At 64.0% G+C, this 21,440-nt stretch carries 19 protein-coding genes; 9 read left to right on the plus strand and 10 right to left on the minus strand.

Annotated features, from left to right (window positions below; all coding sequences use genetic code 11):
* Positions 1–107 precede the first annotated feature (107 nt).
* A complete protein-coding gene (locus ACVIIV_RS19070; RefSeq protein WP_456745536.1) occupies positions 108–1,745 on the plus strand; it encodes a carbamoyltransferase family protein in 1,638 nt (545 codons plus the stop codon).
* A gap of 2 nt (positions 1,746–1,747) precedes the next feature.
* Here the strand turns inward: ACVIIV_RS19070 and ACVIIV_RS19075 are convergent, their stop codons facing one another.
* Positions 1,748–2,971 (minus strand): phenylacetate--CoA ligase family protein, encoded by a 1,224-nt coding sequence (locus tag ACVIIV_RS19075; RefSeq protein ID WP_456745537.1) that lies wholly within the window; start codon positions 2,969–2,971, stop codon positions 1,748–1,750.
* A gap of 86 nt (positions 2,972–3,057) precedes the next feature.
* On the opposite strand from ACVIIV_RS19075, the gene ACVIIV_RS19080 reads away from it, so the two are divergent.
* Complete coding sequence (locus ACVIIV_RS19080; protein ID WP_456745538.1) at positions 3,058–4,209, plus strand: AGE family epimerase/isomerase; 1,152 nt, start codon at positions 3,058–3,060, stop codon at positions 4,207–4,209.
* An 11-nt stretch (positions 4,210–4,220) separates the two neighbouring features.
* On the opposite strand, the gene ACVIIV_RS19085 is transcribed toward ACVIIV_RS19080, so the two are convergent.
* From ACVIIV_RS19085 to ACVIIV_RS19110, 6 genes are all read right to left on the minus strand, one after another.
* The gene (locus tag ACVIIV_RS19085) at positions 4,221–5,060 is read right to left on the minus strand and encodes an ABC transporter ATP-binding protein (protein WP_456745539.1); all 840 of its coding nucleotides are present in this window, start codon (positions 5,058–5,060) and stop codon (positions 4,221–4,223) included.
* A 161-nt stretch (positions 5,061–5,221) separates the two neighbouring features.
* Positions 5,222–6,505 (minus strand): ABC transporter substrate-binding protein, encoded by a 1,284-nt coding sequence (locus tag ACVIIV_RS19090; protein ID WP_456745540.1) that lies wholly within the window; start codon positions 6,503–6,505, stop codon positions 5,222–5,224.
* 42 nt (positions 6,506–6,547) lie between these two features.
* Positions 6,548–7,621: a branched-chain amino acid ABC transporter permease gene (locus ACVIIV_RS19095; protein ID WP_456745541.1), complete on the minus strand. Its 1,074-nt coding sequence runs from the start codon at positions 7,619–7,621 to the stop codon at positions 6,548–6,550.
* A 3-nt stretch (positions 7,622–7,624) separates the two neighbouring features.
* Positions 7,625–8,518: a branched-chain amino acid ABC transporter permease gene (locus ACVIIV_RS19100; RefSeq protein WP_027576773.1), complete on the minus strand. Its 894-nt coding sequence runs from the start codon at positions 8,516–8,518 to the stop codon at positions 7,625–7,627.
* A gap of 220 nt (positions 8,519–8,738) precedes the next feature.
* The gene (locus tag ACVIIV_RS19105) at positions 8,739–10,670 is read right to left on the minus strand and encodes an AMP-binding protein (protein WP_456745542.1); all 1,932 of its coding nucleotides are present in this window, start codon (positions 10,668–10,670) and stop codon (positions 8,739–8,741) included.
* Positions 10,667–11,488 carry an ABC transporter ATP-binding protein gene (locus ACVIIV_RS19110; RefSeq protein WP_456745543.1) on the minus strand — a complete coding sequence of 274 codons (822 nt, stop codon included), beginning with the start codon at positions 11,486–11,488 and terminating at the stop codon, positions 10,667–10,669. The genes ACVIIV_RS19105 and ACVIIV_RS19110 overlap by 4 nt, the downstream gene beginning before the upstream one ends.
* A 338-nt stretch (positions 11,489–11,826) precedes the next feature.
* Between ACVIIV_RS19110 and ACVIIV_RS19115 the strand changes: the two genes are divergently transcribed.
* On the plus strand, positions 11,827–12,501 hold the full coding sequence (locus tag ACVIIV_RS19115; protein WP_456745544.1) for a Crp/Fnr family transcriptional regulator: 675 nt from the start codon (positions 11,827–11,829) through the stop codon (positions 12,499–12,501).
* On the opposite strand, the gene ACVIIV_RS19120 is transcribed toward ACVIIV_RS19115, so the two are convergent.
* Both ACVIIV_RS19120 and ACVIIV_RS19125 read right to left on the minus strand, forming a co-directional pair.
* Positions 12,498–13,760, minus strand: a complete 1,263-nt coding sequence (locus tag ACVIIV_RS19120) for an MFS transporter (RefSeq protein WP_456745545.1) — start codon at positions 13,758–13,760, stop codon at positions 12,498–12,500. The genes ACVIIV_RS19115 and ACVIIV_RS19120 overlap by 4 nt on opposite strands.
* A 124-nt stretch (positions 13,761–13,884) precedes the next feature.
* Entirely contained in the window at positions 13,885–14,727 is an 843-nt protein-coding gene (locus tag ACVIIV_RS19125) for a uroporphyrinogen-III synthase (protein ID WP_456745546.1), read from the minus strand.
* A gap of 153 nt (positions 14,728–14,880) precedes the next feature.
* Here ACVIIV_RS19125 and purU point away from each other — a divergent pair, with 153 nt between their 5' ends.
* The gene (gene purU, locus ACVIIV_RS19130) at positions 14,881–15,744 is read left to right on the plus strand and encodes a formyltetrahydrofolate deformylase (RefSeq protein WP_456745547.1); all 864 of its coding nucleotides are present in this window, start codon (positions 14,881–14,883) and stop codon (positions 15,742–15,744) included.
* A 70-nt stretch (positions 15,745–15,814) separates the two neighbouring features.
* Here purU and ACVIIV_RS19135 read toward each other — a convergent pair whose 3' ends face one another.
* Complete coding sequence (locus tag ACVIIV_RS19135) at positions 15,815–16,108, minus strand: hypothetical protein (protein ID WP_456745548.1); 294 nt, start codon at positions 16,106–16,108, stop codon at positions 15,815–15,817.
* Between the two features lie 586 nt (positions 16,109–16,694).
* Between ACVIIV_RS19135 and ACVIIV_RS19140 the strand changes: the two genes are divergently transcribed.
* The 5 genes from ACVIIV_RS19140 to ACVIIV_RS19160 all read left to right on the plus strand — a co-directional run bounded on the left by ACVIIV_RS19140 (position 16,695) and on the right by ACVIIV_RS19160 (position 21,427).
* Positions 16,695–17,873: an ABC transporter substrate-binding protein gene (locus ACVIIV_RS19140; protein ID WP_456745549.1), complete on the plus strand. Its 1,179-nt coding sequence runs from the start codon at positions 16,695–16,697 to the stop codon at positions 17,871–17,873.
* 183 nt (positions 17,874–18,056) lie between these two features.
* Entirely contained in the window at positions 18,057–18,926 is an 870-nt protein-coding gene (locus tag ACVIIV_RS19145; protein ID WP_027576764.1) for a branched-chain amino acid ABC transporter permease, read from the plus strand.
* A gap of 8 nt (positions 18,927–18,934) precedes the next feature.
* Complete coding sequence (locus tag ACVIIV_RS19150) at positions 18,935–19,966, plus strand: branched-chain amino acid ABC transporter permease (protein WP_456745550.1); 1,032 nt, start codon at positions 18,935–18,937, stop codon at positions 19,964–19,966.
* Positions 19,963–20,718 carry an ABC transporter ATP-binding protein gene (locus tag ACVIIV_RS19155; protein ID WP_456745551.1) on the plus strand — a complete coding sequence of 252 codons (756 nt, stop codon included), beginning with the start codon at positions 19,963–19,965 and terminating at the stop codon, positions 20,716–20,718. The genes ACVIIV_RS19150 and ACVIIV_RS19155 overlap by 4 nt, the downstream gene beginning before the upstream one ends.
* A complete protein-coding gene (locus ACVIIV_RS19160) occupies positions 20,711–21,427 on the plus strand; it encodes an ABC transporter ATP-binding protein (protein WP_456745552.1) in 717 nt (238 codons plus the stop codon). The genes ACVIIV_RS19155 and ACVIIV_RS19160 overlap by 8 nt, the downstream gene beginning before the upstream one ends.
* The last annotated feature ends 13 nt before the right edge of the window (positions 21,428–21,440 follow it).

The raw sequence follows: 21,440 nt of genomic DNA on the forward strand, positions 1-21,440 counted from the left end.
CGGGGGCGTCGCGCCAATATGGCTGCCGTCAAGCACTCCGGTCGGCCCGTGGCCGATTTACATTGGCAGCGGTTTCTATAGAAGGCTCCGCAAGGGGTCTACGCGACATGTATGTGATCGGAATCAGCTCAGGGATCAAGCACGGGCATCACGATGGTGCGGCGGTGCTGCTGCGCGACGGCGAGCTGATAGCAGCCGCGGAGGAGGAGCGCTTCACGCTGGCGAAACATGCGCGCGGCGAGCTGCCGCGTGGCGCGATCGGATTCTGCCTGAAGCAGGCCGGCATCACCATGCGCGAGGTCGACTGGATCTGCTCGCCGCTGAAGACCTACACGAATTATGCGCAGCGCCTCACCGAATATTTCAAATATCAGTTTGGCCACAGCCCGAAGATCGAGCTTTACGACCATCATCTCTGTCATGCCGCGAGCTCGTTCTACGGATCCGGTTTTTCCGAGGCGACCGTGGCGTGCTTCGATTTCTCGGGCGATTCCAGCTCCGGCCTCGTCGCCCACGCGCGCGGCAATGACTTCCGCGTGCTGACGCGGTTTGGCCGCCACAACAGTCTTGGTCTCTACTACGGGATGCTGACGCAGTATCTCGGCTATCAGATGACCAATGACGAGTACAAGGTCATGGGCCTCTCGTCCTATGGCAGTCCGGACTATCTCGACAAGTTCGCGAAGCTCTTGCGTCCTGCCGGCATCAACTACGAGCTCGATCCGGAGCTCGACAAGCGCCGGCGCGACGCTGACATCTTCACCAGCGATTTCTCGACGCGGCAGGAACGCATCTTCACCGAGAAGATGGAGGAGATTTTGGGTCCGCGGCGGCTGCGCGGCCAACCGCTCGACCAGCGCCTGACCAACATCGCCGCGAGCGGCCAGAAGCAGCTCGAGATCGTCACCACCGAGGTGATCCGCTCCGCGATTGCCGAGACCGGATGCGGCGACGTCTGCATAGCCGGCGGCGTCGGACTGAACTGCAAGATGAACATGGAGATCGCGGCGGAGCCATCCGTGAAGCGTCTCTACGTTCCTCCGGTGCCGCACGATGCCGGCGTGGCGCTTGGAACAGCGATGATGAAGTGCGCCGAGGCGGGCCATGCGATCGCACCGTTGACCCACGCTTACTGGGGACCGGAATATTCCAACGACACGATCCGGGAGACGCTGGACAAGATCGGTGCGCGGTTCGAGCTGCTCGACGATCCCGTGTCGCGCTGCGTCACCGACCTGACGGAGCAGAAGACGGTGGGCTGGTTCCAGGGGCGGATGGAGTACGGCCCGCGAGCGCTCGGCAATCGCTCGATCCTGGCCGATCCGCGCCATGCGGGCATGAAGGATCGCATCAATCTCACCATCAAATATCGCGAGGAGTTCCGTCCGTTCTGTCCGTCAGTGCTGTATGAGCGACAGGCCGAGTATTTCGAGGACACGTTCGACGCGCCGTTCATGGTGGTGACGTTCCCGGTCAACGGGAAGGTCGCCGAGACCATGCCTGCGGTGGTTCATGTGGACAACACCGCGCGCATCCAGAGCGTCCATGCGAACAGCAATCGGCTTTATAGCCGCCTTATCGGCGAGTTCGCGAAGGCGACCTCGCTGCCGGTGCTGATCAATACCAGCCTCAACATCAACGAGCAGCCGACGGTGAACGCACCGCTGGAGGCGCTGCATACGTATTTCTGCTCGGGCCTGGATGTGCTCTATCTCGGCAATTACCGGCTGTCGAAATCGAGCTGAGGCTAGCGCTCGTCTGCGATCACCTTGCCGTCGTTCGGCAGCGCGCCGGGGCTGACCAGCTCGACGGTGCCGCCGAGTTTTGTCACGGCGCGCAAAGTGCCGGCGATCTCTTCGCGTAGCGCCTCGCTCGCGGCCGCCGTTTCCGCTCTCAACGTCATTGCGTCGGTCTCGCCTTGGCGCGTGACGACGAGACGTAGTCTTCCGAGCGCAGAGTGGCGCTTGCCGATCTCGGCGACCTGCTCGGGCCGGACGAACATGCCCTTGATCTTGGTGGTCTGGTCGGCGCGGCCCATCCAGCCCTTGATCCGCATATTGGTACGCCCGCATGGGCTCGTGCCGGGCAAGGCCGCGGTGAGGTCGCCGAGCGCGAGCCGGATCCAGGGATGGTGCGGGTCGAGCGAAGTCACGACGATCTCGCCGACGTCGCCGGGCGCCACCGGATCCCCGGTGCCGGGCGTGACGATCTCCAGGATCAGGTCCTCGTTCACGACCATGCCTTCGCGCGCCTCGGTCTCGAACGCGATGAGGCCGAGATCGGCGGTGCCGAAGGCCTGGTAGGCGTCGATGCCGCGCGCCTTGATCTCGGCCTGGAGCGAGGGCGGGAAGGCCGCGCCCGAGACCAGCGCCCGCCTGATCGACGAGACGTCGCGACCCGCGCTCGCCGCGGCATCGAGCAGGATCTTCAGGAAGTCCGGCGTGCCGCTATAGCCGACCGGCCGGTAGGCCTCGATCAGCTCGAATTGCTGTTCTGTGTTGCCGGGGCCAGCCGGGATCACCGCGCAGCCGAGCGCGCGCGCCGACGCATCGAAGATGAAACCCCCGGGGGTGAGATGGTAGCTGAAGGTATTGAGGACGATGTCGTCGGAGCGGAACCCGGCCGCGAACAGGGCCCGTGCGCCGCGCCAGGGGTCGGCCTGCCGCCCTTCCGGCTCGAAGATCGGTCCGGGGGAGGTGAAGAGGCGGGCGAACGAGCCGGGGGCCCCTGCCACAAAGCCGCCGAAGGGCGCAGAGGCCTTGTGCAGGGCGGGCAGTTCCGACTTGCGCAACACCGGCAGGCCCGCCAGAGCCGCCCTGGAGGTCACTGCGGCGGGATCGAAACCTTTGAGCCGCTCGGCATAGGCCGGGGCGACCGTCGCGGCTCGCAGCACCTCCGGTAGGCGGGAGAACAGGTCGGCCTCGCGCGCGGCTTGCTCACGCGTCTCGCGCGCGTCGTAATGGGCGGTCATGGCTGTTCTTTCCGTGTTGGCATCCGTTGCGCACCGCCACCGGCATGGCTATCAGACCGCCATTGGCGAGGCTTGAAAGGGACCCGATGGCGGACGATGGAATCATTGCGGCGGACGAGGTGTCGAACGTCGTCGCGCGACTGAAGCGCCGTATGATCGACGAGGCGCTGCCGCTGTGGTCGACGGTCGGCTGGGATCATGCCGCGGGCGGCTTCATCGACAGGCTGCACCGCGACGGCGCGGCGGATGCGGCCGCGCCCCGGCGCGTGTTCGTGCAGGCCCGCCAGATCTGGTGCTACGCCAAGGCGGCACAAATGGGCTGGTACCCTGAGGGACGCACCATCGCGCTGAAGGGGTTGGAGCATCTGCTGGCCAGAGCGAAAGCGCCCGATGGCCGCCCCGGCTATGTGCACCGGCTGACGCCGGAAGGATCGGTGCTGGATGCCCGGCGCGATGCCTATGACCACGCCTTCATCTTGTTTGCGCTCGCCAGCGTCTACGCGCTCGACCAGGATGCGCAGGTCCGCGCCGAGATCGATGCGCTGCTCGCCTTCCTCGACGGCCACCTGCGCTCGCCGCATGGTGGCGTTCACGAAGGCCTTCCAGTCTCGCTGCCGCGCCGGCAGAACCCGCACATGCATCTGTTCGAGGCGCTGATCGCGTGCTTCGAGGCGACCCACGATCTTTCGTTCCAGAACCGTGCCGGAGAATTCTTCGCACTGTTCCTGGCCAATCTCTACGACAAGCAGAAGCGCATTCTGACGGAATATTTCGAGGAGGATTGGTCCAAGATCGAGCCGGTCAGCGTCGAGCCGGGCCACCAGGCAGAATGGGTCTGGCTGCTGAAGGGTTTCGAGCGCATCACGGGCTGCCCGACCGGACAGCGGCGTGCGGAGCTGCTGGCGACTGCGCTGCGCTACCGCGACGAGGCCACGGGCTGCCTGATCGACGAAGGGGACGACGTCGGCAACATCCGCCGCAGCACGCGCCGGCTGTGGCCGCAGACCGAGATCGCGAAGGCGTGGATCGCGCAAGCCGAGTCCGGCGAGGCGGGTGCGGCGGACGAGGCGCGCGCGGCGCTGGTGCGGCTCGAACGGCATTATCTCAGCCATCCCGTCAAGGGCGGCTGGTACGACCAGTTCGATCGCGACGGCAAATCGCTGATCGACACCATTCCTGCGTCGTCGTTCTATCATGTTCTCTGCGCGGTCACGGAAGCGGAGCAGGTGCTCGGCTAGGCTCTTGTGGATCACAGCCAGCGCTTGCGCCGCTTGAAGCTCTTGAGGTTCTTGAAGCTCTTGCGCTGGTCGCCGGCGCCGCCAAGGTAGAATTCCTTGACGTCCTCGTTGTCGCGCAATTCGTCGGCGCTGCCGTCGAGCACGACCTTGCCCTGTTCCATGATGTAGCCGTGGCTTGCCACCGAGAGCGCAGCGCGTGCGTTCTGTTCGACCAGCAGGATGGTGACGCCGAGGTCGCGGTTGATCTTCTGGATGATGGAAAACACCTCCTTCACCAGCAGTGGCGACAGGCCCATCGAAGGCTCATCCATCAAGATCATCTTCGGGCGCGCCATCAGCGCGCGGCCGATCGCGAGCATCTGCTGCTCACCGCCGGAGAGGTAGCCGGCAAGGCCAGTGCGTTCCTTCAGGCGCGGAAAGTAGTTGAAGACCATGTCGAGATCGGCATCGACCTCGCGGTCCCTGCGGGTGAAGGCGCCGAGCTTGAGGTTCTCCAGCGACGTCATGTCGGCGACGATGCGCCGGCCCTCCATCACCTGGAAGATGCCGCGGCGGACGATCTTGTCGGGGTCGATACCGTTGATGCGGTCGCCCTCGAACAGGATTTCGCCGCGCGTAACCTCGCCGTCTTCGGTCTTGAGCAACCCGGAGATCGCCTTCAGCGTCGTCGACTTGCCGGCGCCGTTGGCCCCCAGCAGCGCCACGATCGCGCCCTTGGGCACGTCTAGGCTGAGGCCGCGCAGCACCAAGATGACGTCGTCATAGACGACCTCGATGTTGCGCACGGCGAGGAGGGGCGGCGTCGCGACAGCGGTGGGAGTTGGGCGGGTTGCTTCAATGGTTTGGGACATGCGTCTTCATTCTCCGCTGTCGTCACCCGCGAAGGCGGGTGACCCAGTATTCCAGAGGCGCCGTAGATTCATCGAGAAGTCGCGGCGTACTGGATCCCCCGCTCCAGTGCGCAATGCGCACGAGGCGGGGGATGACAGTGTTCGTGTGGTGAAAGCCGGCCTCACCACCCCAGCCATTCCGGCTTGCGCGGCAGCTCGACGGTCTTGACCTTCTCGAGCTTGATCGTGCCCTTGGCCATCAGGTCGTTCAGGTCGCCATCGGTCGAACCGGAGACCTTGGTGCGATAGAGATCGACCTTGAGGGTGCCGCGATGGTCCTTGTTGGTCCAGGTCGAGGGATTGCAGACGCCGTCCATGCCGGCCGGCACCCAGTCCTTCTTCTGGTAGAAGCCCTTGGCGACGTTCTCACCGCTGGCACCTCCGTTCTTGGCGGCCCAGTCGAGCGCTTCCCTGGTGTAGAGCGCGCTACAGACGCCTGCGATATAGTGCACCGGGCGATAGGCCTTGCCGCTCGCATCCGATATTTTCGAGATTTCCATCACCGTCTTCATGCCTGGCGCGTTGCCGCCCCAGGTCACGGCCGTGCGCAGCGGGAAGACGACGCCGTCGGCGGCGCCAGCCGCGGTCTTGGCGGCGTTCTCGTCCATGCCCCAGACATTGCCGAGGAACTGCACATCCACGCCGGCGGACTTGCAGGCCTTGAGCACGGAGATGTTCGAGGCTGCGGTGTTGCCGAGATAGGCGTAGTTGGCGCCGGAGCTCTTCAGGCTGAGGCATTGCGCGGAGTAATCGCCGGGCGTCAGCGCGAACACGATCGGCGGCAGCACTTCGAAGCCGAGCTCATTGGCGATCGCCTCGCCGGCGGCCTTCGGCGCGTTCGGGTACGGATGATTGCCGCCCATATGGACGAATTTCGGCTTGCCGCTCTTGCCCTTGGCCTTCCAGTCTTCCGCCGCCCAGGTCACCAATGCCCGCATCGCGTCCGAATAGCTCGGGCCGTAGAAGAAATTATAGGGCGCGGGTTTGGCCTTGCCGCTCACGCCTTCCGGATCGGTCAGCGCCGCCGCGTAGGAGGCGGAGACATAGGGAATCTTGTCCTGCGCGACAAAGCCGGTCAGCGCTTCGGTATCGGCGGTACCCCAGCCCATGATCGCTGCAACCTTGCCATCCGGCGCCGACCACTTCTTGTAGAGCGCGATCGCGCGCGGCACCTGATAGCCGTAGTCGTTGGTATCGAGGTTGACCTGCTTGCCACCGACACCGCCGTTCTTGTTGATCCAGGCAAAGGTGTCGGCGACGGCCTGGCCGTAGGGCGTGCCGACGTCCGACGTCGCACCGGAGTAGTCGGCGAGATGGCCGACGGCGATCTGGGCCTGCGCACTGGCCGCAAAACCAGCGATCGCAAACGCGAGCGACGCGGTGCTCAAAAGCGATTTGGTCTTCATGGGTTGGTTCCTCCTGTTATCGTTTAAGTGAAGTAGCCGTGCTCAATGCGAGAACGGGTAGAGTTTCCAATAGGCCTTGATCTGCCGCCAGCGGTGCGCGAGTCCGTCCGGCTCGAACATCAGGAACGCGATAATGATCACTCCGATCGCGATCTCGCGCAGGAAGGTGATGTTGGTGTTGAGCGACAGCGCCTTGTCGATTGCGCCGCCCTTCAAGTACAGGCTGATGAACTCCATCGACTCGGGCAGCAGCACCACGAAGGCGGTACCCATCAGTGTGCCCATGATCGAGCCGGTGCCGCCGATGATGATCATGGCCAGGAACAGAATCGAGCGCTCGATGCCGAACCCTTCCTGGGAGACCACGAGTTGGTAGTGCGCGTAGAGCGCGCCGGCGATGCCGGCGAAGAAGGCGGCGAGACCGAACGACAGCGTGCGGTACCTGGTGAGGTTGATGCCCATGATCTCGGCGGAGAGATAATGGTCGCGGATCGCCACCAGCGCGCGGCCGTCGCGGGTGCGCACGAGGTTTGTGACGAGGATGTAGCTCAAGAGCACATAGGCCAGCACGACGTAGAAATACTGCCTGTCGCCGCGCAGCGTATAGCCGAAGATCGAGAACGGCTCGGCGCTCGCCGGCACCGATCCGCCCGAGAACCACTCGGCGCGGGAGAAGAAGTCGAGGAGGATGTATTGTGCGGCAAGGGTCGCAATGACCAGGTAAAGACCTTTCAGCCGCGCCGCGGGAATGCCGAAGATCAGCCCGACCAGCGCGGTCACGATTCCGGCGAGCGGGATCGCGAAGAACACCGGGATCGGCGCGTTGTTGGAGATATAGGCCGAGGTGAAGGCGCCGAGCAGGAAGAAGGCGGCGTGTCCGATCGATATCTGCCCGGTGAAGCCGACCAGGATGTTCAACCCGAGCGCCGCGATCGAGAAGATGCCGATCTGGATCAAAATGCTGAGCCAGTAGCCGCTGAAGAATTGAGGCGCGAGACAGAGCAACGCGACACCGAGAATCGCAAAATTGCGGCTGGTGGTGGTCGGGAAGATCGTGGTGTCCGCGGCATAGGTTGTGCGGAAATCACCAGCGGGGATGAGGGCAGGGCCGGCCATGGGTCAGATCCGCTCGATGTCGTGGGTGCCGAACAAGCCATAGGGCTTGATCATCAGCACGATGATGAGGACGTAGAACGGCGCGATCTCGTAGAGATTGCCCCAGTGCAGATATTGGCTGTCGACATATTGGGCGACATTCTCGAGCAGCCCGATGATGATGCCGCCGAGCACGGCGCCGCCGACGGAATCGAGCCCGCCGAGGATCGCCGCCGGAAACACCTTGATGCCGTAGGCGGCAAGGCCCGAGGATACGCCGTTGACGACCGCAACGACGACGCCGGCGACGGCCGACACCGTCGCCGAGATCGCCCAGGCCATCGCGAACACGCTCTTGACGGAAATGCCGAGCGACTGTGCGACCTGCTGGTTGAACGCGGTGGCGCGCATCGCAAGGCCGTACTTCGAAGCGCGGAAGAACCAGGCCATGCCGATCATCATCGCGACCGAGACGACGAGGCTCATCACATAGACGGTCTGGATCTGGAGGCCGAACAGGCTGACCGACTGGCTTTCGAACACGCGCGGGAACGGCTGCGGGTTGACGCCGAACATCCATTTCAGCGTGGCCTGCAACACCGTCGACAAGCCGATCGTCACCATGATCACCGAGATGATGGGCTCGCCAATCATCGGCCGCAGGATCAGGACCTGGACCGCGATGCCGAACACGAACATGAACACCAGCGTGATCGGCATGCCGATCCAGAACGGCACCTGGTATTTGGCGAGCAGCGCCCAGCACACCCAGGCGCCGACCAGCAGCAACTCACCTTGCGCGAAATTGACGACCTGCGTCGCCTTGTAGATCAGCACGAACGACATCGCGACCACGCCATAGAGCGTGCCGACCACGAGGCCGTTGACCAGGAGCTGGATGAGGAAGGCGGTGTTCATGTAGTGGTGCTCGCTGACAAATCCGGCGCGCTCTTCCCCACTCCCCTTGTGGGAGAGGGTGGCTTCGCGAAGCGAAGCCGGGTGAGGGGTTGTCTCGGCAGGAAAGGTGCGGAGAGAGGACCCCTCACCCGAATGAGGACGGGGCGAGCTGCGGAGATGCCCTCTCCCACAAGGGGAGAGGGCGCATCGACGGGCAGCGCGCGCTTGGCTGGACGCAGGTTCACTCCGCCGCCTCCGCCATGTGCCCGTGTCCACCCAAATCCACGACCCGCAGCGTCGTGCGCACCCGCTGCGTAGTTCCGTCCTGGAATCGGATCACGGTGTCGACGGGGATGTCGGGATCGCCGCGGTAGATCGCGTCGATGATGCCTTCGTACTTCTCATTGATGACGCCGCGGCGGACCTTGCGGGTGCGGGTGAGCTCGCCGTCGTCGGCATCGAGCTCCTTGTAGAGCAACAGGAAACGCGAGATGCGCTGGGCCGGCGGCAGCGTGGCGTTGACGGTCTCGACCTCCTTCTGCAGCAGCGCATAGACTTCCGGCCGTGAGGCGAGGTCGCTGTAGGTCGTAAAAGAGAGCCGGTTTTTCTCCGCCCATTTCGAGATGATGGAGTAGCGGATGCAGATCATCGCCGCGAGCGCGTCGCGGCCAGCTCCCAGCACGACGGCTTCCGCGATATAGGGCGAGAACTTCAGCTTGTTCTCGATGAATTGCGGTGAGAAGCGCTCGCCGCGCGAAGTTTCGGCAAGATCCTTGATGCGGTCGATGACGACGAGCTGCCCATGATCGTTGAAATAGCCGGCATCGCCCGAGCACATCCAGCCGTCCTTGATGTCGGCGACGCTCGCTTCCGGGTTCTTGTAATAGCCGAGGAACATGTTGGGATGCCGCACCACGATCTCGCCGACGCCGTGGACGTCGGCATTGTCGATGCGAATCTCGACGCTATCGGCCATCGGCACGCCGGTGGTGTCAGGATCGACCTTGCCCTCGGGGTGCAGCGTGTAGGCCCCGAGCAGCTCGGTCTGGCCGTAGAGCGTGCGCAGCGGCACGCCCATGGCCTGGAAGAATTTGAAGGTATCAGGGCCGAGCGCCGCACCGCCGGTGGCGGCCGAGCGCAGGCGGGTGAAGCCGAGGCGGTCGCGGAGCGCGCGAAACAGGATCGCGTCGGCAAAGCCGGACCGCTTGCCCTGTTCGAGCGCGGCAAGGCCCGACTTCATGCCGATGTCGAACAGGCGCTGCTTGAACGGCGTTGCGTCCATCACCTTGGCGCGGACGTCGGCGGCGATGGATTCCCAGACGCGGGGCGCGAACAGCACGAAGGTCGGTGCGATCTCGCGCAGATCGTTCATCATCGTGTCGGGCTCTTCGACGAAGTTGATCTTCATCCGGCACAACAGGCCTTTGCCGAGCACATAGACCTGCTCCATGATCCAGGGCAGCGGTAGCACCGACACGTATTCGTCGTCCGGTCCCTTCGGATCGAAGGCGAGATAGGTCGCGCAGTGGCCGAGCACGCGGCCGGCGGCGAGCATCGCAAGTTTCGGATGCGAGGTGGTGCCCGATGTTGTGCAGAGGATCGCGACATCCTCGCCCTTGGTGGCATCGACCAGCTTGTCGTAGAGCTCCGGCTCGCGCGCGGCGCGCGCACGGCCGAGCTCGGCAAATTTCTCCGCCGACATCAGCCTGGGATCGTCATATTTCCGCATCCCGCGCGGATCGGAATAGATGATGTGCTTCAGCTTCGGCGCGCGCTCGGCAAGGGTGAGCAGCTTGTCGACCTGTTCCTCGTCCTCGGCGAAGACCAGCTGCGCCTCGCCATAGTTCAGGAGATAGGAGGCCTCCTCATCCAGCACGTCGCGATAGAGCCCGAGGCTGAGGCCGCCGATGGCATGCGTTGCGACTTCCGCCGCGACCCAGTCCGGCCGGTTGTCGCCGATAATGCCTATGACATCACCGCGACCAAGACCGAGCTCGACCAGGCCGAGCGCAAAGTCGCGCACGCGTGCCTGATAGTCGTTCCAGGTGAAAATGCGCCAGAGCCCGAGATCCTTCTCGCGCAATGCGATCTCGTTGCCGTGCTCTCTGGCATTGAGCCGGAGCATCTTCGGATAGGTGTCGGCCTGCGCGACGCGGCCTGCATAATTCATCATGCCGCGCTCTCCTGCGCCGGAGGAGCATCGTCGGGATCGATCAGCACCTCGTCCTCTTCGCCGAGATAGGCGCGCTTGACGTGCGGGTCGGCGAGCACGGTGGCCGGATCGCCCTCGGCGATCTTCCTGCCGAAATCCAGCACCATGACGCGATGGGAGATGTCCATCACCACGCCCATGTCGTGCTCGATCATCACCACCGTCATCCCGAACTCCTCGTTGAGGTCGACGATGTAGCGGGCCATGTCCTCCTTCTCCTCGAAATTCATGCCGGCCATGGGCTCGTCGAGGAGGATAAGGTGCGGCTCCAGCGCCATGGCGCGGGCGAGCTCCACGCGCTTGCGCAGGCCGTAGGAGAGGGTGCCGGCGGTCGCCTTGCGCACCGACTGCAGATCGAGGAAGTCGATGATCTCCTCGACCTTGCGCCGGTGCTCGAGCTCCTCCTTGCGCGCGCCGGTGAGCCAGTACAGCGAGCCGGTGAGGAAATTGTTCTTCAGGAGGTGATGGCGGCCGACCATGATATTGTCGAGCACGCTCATGTGGTGGAACAGCGCCAGGTTCTGGAAGGTGCGGCCGATGCCGAGCGAGGCGCGGGCATTCGGCGTCAAGCCGGTGATGTCGCGGCCCTGGTAGAAGAGCTGGCCTTCGGTCGGCTTGTAGCGGCCGGAAATACAGTTCACGATCGAGGTCTTGCCGGCGCCGTTGGGGCCGATGATCGAGAACAGCTCGCCTTCCCTGATGGCGAAGCCGACATCGGTCAGCGCTCTGACGCCGCCGAATCGCAAGGACACGCCGCGCACTTCGAGACTGGTAGCCACCAAACGAATCCCTCCCGGTCATGGCGCTTTCTTAGCGGCGCTCTTCGTCCGTTCTGTCGGGCGATCCTAGTACGGCGGCGGCGGTGAGGCCATGCAGCAGATGGTCTCGACCGGAGCCGCACCACTCTCGCTCCCATTTGGGATCAAAAGCCGCATCGCCCAAGGTGGTCCTCAATAGGGGAAAGCGCTATTTTGAAATGTCTCCCGGCTGACAATTCTGCGACAAAGTTTTTTCGGGCGGCAGCGGCTTTCATCTTTGGTCGAATGGCGGTCGAAACCATCATGTTGCAATGCAACAGAAGGCGGAGTGACGAAACGGTGCGGCTGGCCGCGAGATCATGATTTCAGAAGATCATCTGAAGCGCGTCGCCGCCTGGTCGCGGGAGCTCACGGAAGCGGAGATCGAGGTCGCGCGGGCCGGAATCACGGAGCGGTCCTACGGCACCGGCGAGACCGTGTTCATGCGCGGTGATATCTTTGCCTATTGGGCCGGCATGGTGAGCGGCCTTGCCCGTATGGGCGGGGTCTCGCGCGACGGCAAGGAGACCAGCCTTGCCGGGCTGACAGCAGGGGCCTGGTTCGGCGAGGGCAGCGTGCTCAAGAACGAGCCGCGCCGCTATGACGTGGTCGCGCTGCGTGACAGCCGGGTCGCGCTGATGGAACGCAGCGCCTTCATGTGGCTGTTCGAGAACAGCGTCGGCTTCAACCGCTTTCTGGTGCGCCAGCTCAATGAACGGCTCGGCCAGTTCATCGGCATGCTCGAGGTCAACCGGACGCTCGATGCGACTGCGCGCCTCGCCCGCAGCATCGCCTCGCTGTTCAACCCGATCCTCTATCCGGAATCGACCGCGCATCTGGAGATTACCCAGGAGGAGATCGGCGCACTCTCCGGCATGTCCAGGCAGAACGCCAACCGCGCGCTGAACCGGCTGGAGAAAGAGGGGCTGCTGCGACTGGAGTATGGCGGAGTCACCATCCTCGATATCGAGCGGCTGCGCGGATACGGGGATTAGCGCGCATTGGCCGGCGCGTGCACCGGCCAGAGGTCGGCGCGCCAGCGGATCGCGATCGCCAGCATCGCGACGAATCCTGCGATGGCATAGAGCGCTCCCGTCGCGGAATAGCCGATGACGTCGATCAGGCTGCCGGCCGCGAGCAGTCCGATCGGCAAGCCATAGATCACCATCATGCGCACGCCCATGACGCGGCCGCGCAGATGTGCGCTCGCGGTGCGCATCAGGATCACGGCTGCCGAGATCATCGACATGCTCTGCGCGATGCCGGCGAGAACGAGGCAGGCCATCGCCACAGGCATCGTCCTGACCTCGACGAACACCAGCAGCATGGCGTACCAGGCCAGCGTTGCGCCGATCAGAAGCCGGGCAATGCGCACGCCACTGACCAGGCTGAGCGTGATGGAGCCGATCAGCGACCCGACGGCGAAGCTCGCCGAGAGATAACCGAGGCCGGTCTGGTCGGTATGAAAGATCTCCCGCGCGATGTAGGGCAACAATCCGCCTGTGAAGGGAAATGCGGTGAGATTGGCCAGGAAAGCAACGCACAGCGCCGCGCGCATTCCCGGGCCGTTCCAGGCATAGACGATCCCCTCTTTGAGGTCGCCAAACAGCCGCGAAACAGCGTGGCTGTTTGCGGGAAGATCGCTCGTGGTGACGGTCCTCTTCGGCCGGGTCAGGCAGAGCATGAGAAGCGCTGCGACGAAGTAAAGGCAGGCGATTGCCACATAGACAAGGCCGATACCGAGCACGGCGAACAGCCCGGCGCCCGTCAACGCTCCGGCAATGCGCGCGCTGTCCTGGGTCGTGCGCGCAACGCTGATGGCGCCTACCAGCTGCTCGGCCGGCATGATGTCGGCGAGCAGCGCGCCCCGGACGCCGAGATCGGAGGGACGAATCAGGCCCATGATCGTGACGATGATCATGACGCTCAGCGGCGACAGATGACCGCTCAGCGCCAGGACCATGATGGTCGACGAGAGCGCCGTATAGGCAAGACGCATCACGACCAGGAGATCGCGATGGCCGATGCGGTCGCCGATCATGCCGAATACGGGCGCGACCAGTGTTCCGACGAACTGGAGTGAAGCAAGCACGGTGAGCAGCAGCACCGAGCCCGTCTCGACAATGATGTACCAGCCGAGCACCAGCGTCTCGACCTCGAAGGCCCAGGAGGTGAGAAGGTCGGACGGCCACTGGAAGCGATAGTTGCGGATGCGGAATGGCGCGAGCGCCGAAGGTCGTGCGGCGGCGCTCACGACGCGATGACGCGTGTCACGGCGATTCCCTTGCCCTTGTTGTTTCTTCTTGCGGTCGCGCAACCTAGCGCTCGCGATGCTTGTGTCAATCGCACCCGCTGCAGGCCGCCCCCGCGCCCGGCTCTTACCTCGCCGCGGCTCTCGGCTTCCGTTCCGCCAGCGCCGCGGCCATCGCCGAGATCAGCGGACGCATGAAATATGCTTCATCCGCCGGCGAGACGTCCGTGCGCAGACCGTGCGCGGCGAGTTCACCGGAGACCGCCGGTCCCACCGAGGCGATCAACGTCCGTTCGAGGCCTGCACGCAGTTTCGCTTCGCTGCCATGTGCCTTCGCGGCCTCGATCAGGCGGCGGACCTGGCCGAGATTGGTTAGTGCGATGGAATCGATCCGTCCCGAGGCCATGTCGTCGATGGCGGCGACGATGTTCGCATCCGCTGTCTTGGAATCGTAGACATAGGGCAGCACGGTATCGACGGCGGCGCCTTGCGCGGCAAGCGCGCCGGTCAGCGCGCCGTGATCCTTGTCGGGATAGAGCTGGAGACCGAGGCGCCGTCCTTTCAGGTCGAGCTTAGCCAGCATCTCGATCACGCCTTCGGTGGTCGGCTTCTCTGTGGTCTGCTGCGCTTCGAGGCCGATCTCGCGCAGCGCCTTGCCCGGCTTGGGGCCGCGGGTGAATTTTCGCGCCTTGGCGAGCGCTGCGACAAGGGCGCCGTCGAGTCCGCGGGCGCGGGCGAGCTTCATGATGCGACGCAGGCCTTCGCCCGTCATCAGCACGAGATCGTCAAAGGGCTTGTCGATGGCACGGCGAATCCAGGCCTCGACCGGGGCCGGGTCCGGCGCATCATGGATGGTGAACATCGGGCACTGCACGACCTCGGCGCCTTGCTCGACCAGAAGCTTCGAAAATTGCGCCTCCTCCCGCGTTTCCAGAATCAGTATGCGGTAGCCGTTCAAGCGGTCGGCCATGGGTGTGCTCCGGTCAGACAATCGCAATCGTCCGTTCATCCTGACTCCGCGCGCGGGATTGGCGCAAGGGCGGGGTCGGTGCTAGAGCAGGGCGCAAATCGCTGACAGTTCCGCTGCACAAACCTTCATCAAGAGCCAAGCCTGTTCATCAACATGCCCGACCATCAATATGTCCTGACCCTGTCCTGTCCGGATCGCCCCGGCATCGTCTCGGCAGTGTCGACGTTCCTCGCCCACAACGGACAGAACATCCTCGACGCCCAGCAGTTCGATGACGTCGAGACCGAGAAGTTCTTCATGCGGGTGGTGTTCACGGCGGCCGATCTTGCCGTGGAACTGTCGGCGCTCCAGACCGGCTTTGCCGCGATCGCCGAGCGTTTCGGCATGGAGTGGCAGATGCGCGACCGCGCTGCGCATCGCAAGGTGATGCTGCTGGTGTCGAAATCCGACCACTGCCTGGTCGACATCCTCTATCGCTGGCGCACCGGCGAATTGCCGATGATTCCGACCGCGATCGTCTCCAACCATCCGCGCGAGGTCTATGCCGGGCTCGATTTCGGCGGCATCCCGTTCCACCACTTGCCTGTCACCAAGGAGACCAAGCGCGAGCAGGAAGGGCAGATCATGGACCTCGTCGGCAAGACGAAGACCGATCTGGTGGTGCTCGCCCGCTACATGCAGATTTTGTCCGACGACCTCTCGGCAAAGCTGTCGGGACGCTGCATCAACATCCACCACTCGTTCCTGCCGGGATTCAAGGGCGCAAAACCCTATCACCAGGCCCATGAGCGCGGGGTCAAGCTGATCGGCGCCACCGCGCATTACGTCACGCGCGACCTCGACGAGGGCCCGATCATCGACCAGGACGTCGAGCGCATTAGCCATCGTGACACGCCGGACGATTTGGTCCGCAAAGGCCGTGACATCGAGCGCCGCGTGCTGGCACGAGCCATTCGCTACCATCTCGACGACCGTGTTATCCTCAACGGCCGCAAGACGGTGGTGTTCGTGGACTAGCGAATAGGGGGTGGCGAGTAGCGAATGGAAGAGGGGCGATATTCGCCACTCCCTATTCGCCATTCGCCCCTCAACGCACCGCGCCAGCCGACGTCGTCCCCGTCGCGCCCTTCTGCGCCTGCTCCTCCTTCTCGCGATCGGCCGCCGGCATCAGCCGCTTGCGCTCGCGCTCCTTCATGTAGGCGTCGTATTGTGGTGTGCCCGGTCGCGGCGGAGCATCGGCCGGCAGGCCGCCGGCCCATTGCGGGACGTAGTCACCCATGCCGGCTGAGAGTTTTTCGTTGACCGTACCGCAGCCTGCAAGGTTGCAAGCGAGCAGGGAGACTGCGGCAGCGATCGAAAGCGAACGGGAACGCATGGACATCTTCTAGGTCGCGCCCGATCGGGCGCAGAGGAGGGAGCGCCGGGATGGGCGTCAGCGGCGAACTATAACCCTCAACATGTAAAATTGGCCTATTCGAGGGTCGACGATACTGTATACATTAACGGTATTATAGTAAGCAATTTTAGCCCTTGATAAGGAGGCTTTACCTGGTACGGTATACATATCGTATTCGCCATCTTGCTCGGCAAGCGCCACGAAGCGGCCTCACCGCAAAGCCGTGAGATGTCCCGATTCTGCAAATGAGAGGTGGATTCCGCCACTCACCGTATCGTGCGGCATTCCCTAAAATGGCGCATCAACACGCCATCGCCCAACCGCCAAAGCCACAAGGGCTTTTTCGTTGACAGGACCATTTTATTTGTACAATCGTACAAATCTCTCCCTGCCGTCGTTGAGGCAGATCACGCGGCTTGCGCCGAATGGTCGCCCAACGTCCGATTGACAACGGGGTTGCAGAGGACGCCATGTGGCCGCACGCCATGGCTGGTCCGTGAGTGAAGCGCGGCAAGGACCGGGTACTCGGTCCGGCTCACAAGACGTTCAGGAATGAGGGGAGGGACATCTGATGTTCGAACGCAAGATTTTTTCACGTACCGCAGCGGTCGCTGCCATTGCAGGCCTTGCCGGCCTCGCGCCCGCCAAGGCCGCAGACAGCGTCAAGATCGGTCTGATCCTTCCGATGACCGGTGGCCAGGCCTCGACCGGCAAGCAGATCGAGAACGCGATCAAGCTCTACATGCAGCAGAAGGGCGACACCGTCGCCGGCAAGAAGGTCGAGATCATCCTCAAGGACGACGCCGCGATCCCGGACAAGACCAAGACCGCCGCGCAGGAGCTGATCGTCAACGACAAGGTCAATTTCATTGCCGGCTTCGGCGTCACGCCGGCCGCGCTCGCCGCCGCGCCGCTGGCGACACAGGCCAAGATCCCGGAAGTCGTGATGGCGGCGGGCACCTCCATCATCACCGAGCGCTCCCCCTATATCGTGCGCACCAGCTTCACGCTGGCGCAGTCCTCGACCATCATCGGCGACTGGGCCGTCAAGAACGGCATCAAGAAGGTCGCAACGCTGACCTCGGACTACGCGCCGGGCAACGACGCGCTGAACTTCTTCAAGCAGCATTTCACCGCCGGCGGCGGCGAGGTGGTCGAAGAGGTCAAGGTGCCCTTGCAAAACCCCGACTTCGCGCCGTTCCTCCAGCGCATGAAGGACGCCAAGCCGGATGCGATCTTCGTCTTCGTGCCGGCGGGCCAGGGCGGCAACTTCATGAAGCAATATGCCGAGCGCGGTCTCGACAAGGCCGGCATCAAGGTGATCGGACCGGGCGACGTCACCGATGACGATTTGCTCAACAACATGGGCGATGCCGTGCTCGGCACGGTCACCGCGCATCTCTATTCCGCAGCGCACCCCTCGCAGATGAACAAGGACTTCGTTGCGGCCTACAAGAAGGCATTCGGCAACCGTCCGGGCTTCATGGCCGTGGGCGGCTATGACGGCACCCATCTGATCTACGAGGCGCTGAAGAAGACGGGCGGCGACACGAACGGCGACAAGCTGATCGAGGCCATGAAGGGACAGAAGTGGGAGAGCCCGCGCGGCCCGATCTCGATCGACCCCGAGACCCGCGACATCGTGCAGAACATCTACATCCGCAAGGTCGAGAAGGTCGACGGCGAGCTCTACAATGTCGAGTTCGCGACCTTCGAAGCCGTCAAGGACCTCGGCAAGACCAAGAAGTGACGCGCGCAAGCGCGTCATCCCGGAGGCGCGCATTAGCGCGAACCCGTGATCTCATGCCCCTTGCTCCGCGTCATGCCCGGGCTTGTCCCGGGCATCCACGCGAAGCCAAGAAAAGAAAGTCCGGACAAGAACGTGGATGGCCGGGACCAGCCCGGCCATGACGACCAACTCCAAGCTGAGACGATGACCGCAATCCTCACCAACCTGTTCGATGGCGTTGCCTACGGCATGCTGCTGTTCGTGCTCGCCTGCGGGCTCGCGGTCACGCTCGGCCTGATGAACTTCGTCAATCTCGCCCACGGCGCCTTCGCCATGGCCGGCGGCTATGTCTGCATGGTGCTGGTCAATCGGATGGGCTGGCCGTTCTTCGCCGCCCTGCCGCTCGCTTTCGTCTCCTCCGCGGCGATCGGCATCGCGCTCGAGCGTACGCTCTATCGACATCTCTACACCCGCAGCCATCTCGATCAGGTGCTGTTCACCATCGGCCTGACTTTCATGTCGGTCGCAGCCGTCGACTACATCCAGGGCTCCTCGCGCGTGTTCATCAACCTGCCGGCCGCACTCCAGGGCCAGTTCGACCTGTTCGGGGTCGGCATCGGCCGCTACCGGCTGATGATCATCGTGATCTGCGGCCTGCTCACCATCGGCCTCCAGATGGTGCTGGCCAAGACCCGTTTCGGCAGCCGCCTGCGGGCCGCGGTCGACGATCCGCGCGCCGCCAGCGGCCTCGGCATCAACGTGCCGCAGGTGTTCGCCTTCACTTTTGCTTTTGGATGCGGGCTCGCCGGCCTCGGCGGTGCGCTCAGCGCCGAGATCCTCGGTCTCGACCCATATTTCCCGCTGAAGTTCATGATCTACTTCCTGATCGTGGTCACCGTCGGCGGCTCCTCCTCGATAACAGGCCCGTTCCTGGCCTCGCTTCTGCTCGGCATCGGCGACGTCGCCGGCAAATATTACGTGCCGAAGATGGGCCCCTTCGTGATCTACACCATGATGATCGTGATCCTGATCTGGCGCCCGAACGGCCTGTTCGGCCGCACGGCCGCGCGTTGAGTTCGCCAATGAGCGCTGCTTCCGACGTCGGTTATCACGCCCAGCGCCAGGCGCGCTGGCACTATGGCGAAATCGCCTTCTGGCTGATCGTGCTGGCCTGCGGCTTCGCATTTCCCTCGCGCTATCTGATCATGACCGACATCCTGCGGCTGGCGCTGTTCACGATGTCGCTCGATCTCATCCTCGGTTACGCCGGCATCGTCTCACTCGGCCATGCCGCCTTCTTCGGTGTCGGCGCTTATGCCGCGGGACTTCTTGCCCTGCATGGGATCATCAACGAGCCCGTGCTCGCGCTGATCGTCGCAGGGCTCGCCGCGATGGTGCTGGGTTTTGCCACCAGCTTCCTGGTGATCCGCGGCGTCGACCTGACGCGCCTGATGGTGACGCTCGGCATCGCGCTGTTGCTGGAGGCGCTCGCCGAGCGCTTCTCCAACATCACCGGCGGCACCGACGGCCTGCAAGGCATCGAGATGCAGCCGATCTTCGGCGAGATTCCGTTCGACATGTTCGGCAAGGCCGGCTTCTTTTATTCGCTGGCCGTGCTGTTCGTGCTGTTCCTGCTCGCCCGCCGTGTCGTGCACTCTCCGTTCGGCCTGTCGCTGCGCGCGATCAAGAACAATCCACTGCGCGCCGCCGCGATCGGCATTCCCGTCAACCGCCGCCTGATCGCGATCTACACGCTGGCGGCGTTCTATGCCGGCATCGCGGGCGCGCTGTTTACCCAGACCACCGCAATCGCCTCGCTCGACGTGTTCGCCTTCGAGCGCTCCGCCGACCTGATGCTGGTGCTCGTGATCGGCGGCACCGGCTATCTCTATGGCGGACTGATCGGTGCGGTGGTGTTCCGCATGCTCCAGGAATTGTTCTCCACCATCACGCCGCAATATTGGCAGTTCTGGATCGGCCTCGTGCTGGTCGTGATCGTGCTGGTCGGCCGTCAGCGCCTGCATCGCTGGGTGCTCTATGTGCCCAACCTGATCATCAGGCAGGTTGCGGGCCGCAAGGCCGTCGTCGTCGCCGTGCCGGAGAGCGACGCATGACCATCGCGCTCGAAACGAAGAATCTCGAAAAGCAGTTCGGCGGCCTGCGCGTCACCCGCGATCTCTCGCTCAGAATCGAGCAGGGCGCCCGCCATGCGCTGATCGGCCCGAACGGCGCCGGCAAGACCACGGTCATCAACCAGCTCACCGGCGTGCTCAAGCCGAACTCGGGCCGCATCCTGCTCGAAGGCCAGGACATCACCGATCTGCCCGTGCACAAGCGCGTGCTGCGCGGCCTGTCGCGCACCTTTCAGATCAACCAGCTCTATCCCGACTTGACCCCGCTCGAGACCATCGGTCTTGCCGTCTCCGAACGCCTCGGCCATGGCGGCGACTGGTGGCGGCGGATGGGGACGCGCAGCGACGTCAACGGCGAGATCGCCGAGTTGCTCACGCGGTTCCATCTGCTCGACGTCATGAACGAGCAGACCGTGACGCTGCCTTACGGCAAGCAGCGCCTGCTGGAGATCGCGGTCGCGATTGCGGCCAAGCCGCGCGTGCTGCTGCTGGACGAGCCCGCGGCCGGCGTCCCGGAAAGTGAGCGCCACGACATTCTCGCCGTCGTCGGCGCGCTGCCGCGCGACGTCACGGTGCTGCTGATCGAGCATGACATGGACCTCGTCTTCTCGTTTGCCGACCGCATCTCGGTGCTGGTCGCTGGCGCGCTGCTCACGGAAGGGCCACCCGAGCAGGTCGCGCGCGATCCGCAGGTGAAGGCCGTCTACCTCGGCGAGGAGGCGGTCAATGTCTGACCTGCTCGCAATCGATTCCCTGCGCGCCGGCTACGGCGAGGCCGTCGTGCTGCCGAAGATGACGCTCCGCCTCGCCGAGGGCCAGGTGCTGGCGCTGCTCGGGCGCAATGGCACCGGCAAGACCACGCTGATCAACTCCATCGTCGGCGTCACCCGCCGCTTCGCAGGCAGCGTCACGCTCGCCGGCACCGACGTCACGAGTTTGCGGCCTGACCAGCGGGCGCGCGCCGGCATCGGCTGGGTGCCGCAGGAGCGCAACATCTTCCGCTCGCTCACGGTGGAAGAGAACATGACCGCGGTGGCGCAACCCGGTGCCTGGACGGTCGAGAAGGTCTACGAGATGTTCCCGCGGCTGAAGGAGCGGCGGAGCAACTTTGGCAACCAGCTGTCAGGCGGCGAGCAGCAGATGCTGGCGATCGGCCGCGCGCTGACCCTCAATCCGAAAGTGCTGCTGCTGGACGAGCCGACCGAGGGCCTTGCTCCTATCATCGTTGAGGAGCTGCTGAAGGCGATCGGGACCATCACCCGGGCCGGGGGCATCTGCTCGATCATCGTCGAACAGAATGCCCAAAAGATTCTGGGGCTCGCCGACCGCGTTGTGATATTGGAGCGCGGAACGATCGTCCACGACGCCCCGAGTGCCGCGTTGAAGGCCGACCCGTCGGTCCTGGAGCGGCACCTCGGTGTCGCAGGGGCGGCGACCCACTGATCTTTGCCTCTCC

This window comes from Bradyrhizobium sp. USDA 4354 (genome assembly GCF_054060315.1).

Coding starts and splice junctions, on each gene's coding strand:
- ACVIIV_RS19070 (WP_456745536.1), top strand. CDS start 108: ATGTATGTGATCGGAATCAGCTCAGGGATCAAGCACGGGCATCACGAT.
- ACVIIV_RS19075 (WP_456745537.1), bottom strand. CDS start 2,971: ATGACCGCCCATTACGACGCGCGCGAGACGCGTGAGCAAGCCGCGCGC.
- ACVIIV_RS19080 (WP_456745538.1), top strand. CDS start 3,058: ATGGCGGACGATGGAATCATTGCGGCGGACGAGGTGTCGAACGTCGTC.
- ACVIIV_RS19085 (WP_456745539.1), bottom strand. CDS start 5,060: ATGTCCCAAACCATTGAAGCAACCCGCCCAACTCCCACCGCTGTCGCG.
- ACVIIV_RS19090 (WP_456745540.1), bottom strand. CDS start 6,505: ATGAAGACCAAATCGCTTTTGAGCACCGCGTCGCTCGCGTTTGCGATC.
- ACVIIV_RS19095 (WP_456745541.1), bottom strand. CDS start 7,621: ATGGCCGGCCCTGCCCTCATCCCCGCTGGTGATTTCCGCACAACCTAT.
- ACVIIV_RS19100 (WP_027576773.1), bottom strand. CDS start 8,518: ATGAACACCGCCTTCCTCATCCAGCTCCTGGTCAACGGCCTCGTGGTC.
- ACVIIV_RS19105 (WP_456745542.1), bottom strand. CDS start 10,670: ATGATGAATTATGCAGGCCGCGTCGCGCAGGCCGACACCTATCCGAAG.
- ACVIIV_RS19115 (WP_456745544.1), top strand. CDS start 11,827: ATGATTTCAGAAGATCATCTGAAGCGCGTCGCCGCCTGGTCGCGGGAG.
- ACVIIV_RS19125 (WP_456745546.1), bottom strand. CDS start 14,727: ATGGCCGACCGCTTGAACGGCTACCGCATACTGATTCTGGAAACGCGG.
- purU (WP_456745547.1), top strand. CDS start 14,881: ATGCCCGACCATCAATATGTCCTGACCCTGTCCTGTCCGGATCGCCCC.
- ACVIIV_RS19135 (WP_456745548.1), bottom strand. CDS start 16,108: ATGTCCATGCGTTCCCGTTCGCTTTCGATCGCTGCCGCAGTCTCCCTG.
- ACVIIV_RS19140 (WP_456745549.1), top strand. CDS start 16,695: ATGTTCGAACGCAAGATTTTTTCACGTACCGCAGCGGTCGCTGCCATT.
- ACVIIV_RS19145 (WP_027576764.1), top strand. CDS start 18,057: ATGACCGCAATCCTCACCAACCTGTTCGATGGCGTTGCCTACGGCATG.
- ACVIIV_RS19150 (WP_456745550.1), top strand. CDS start 18,935: ATGAGCGCTGCTTCCGACGTCGGTTATCACGCCCAGCGCCAGGCGCGC.
- ACVIIV_RS19155 (WP_456745551.1), top strand. CDS start 19,963: ATGACCATCGCGCTCGAAACGAAGAATCTCGAAAAGCAGTTCGGCGGC.
- ACVIIV_RS19160 (WP_456745552.1), top strand. CDS start 20,711: ATGTCTGACCTGCTCGCAATCGATTCCCTGCGCGCCGGCTACGGCGAG.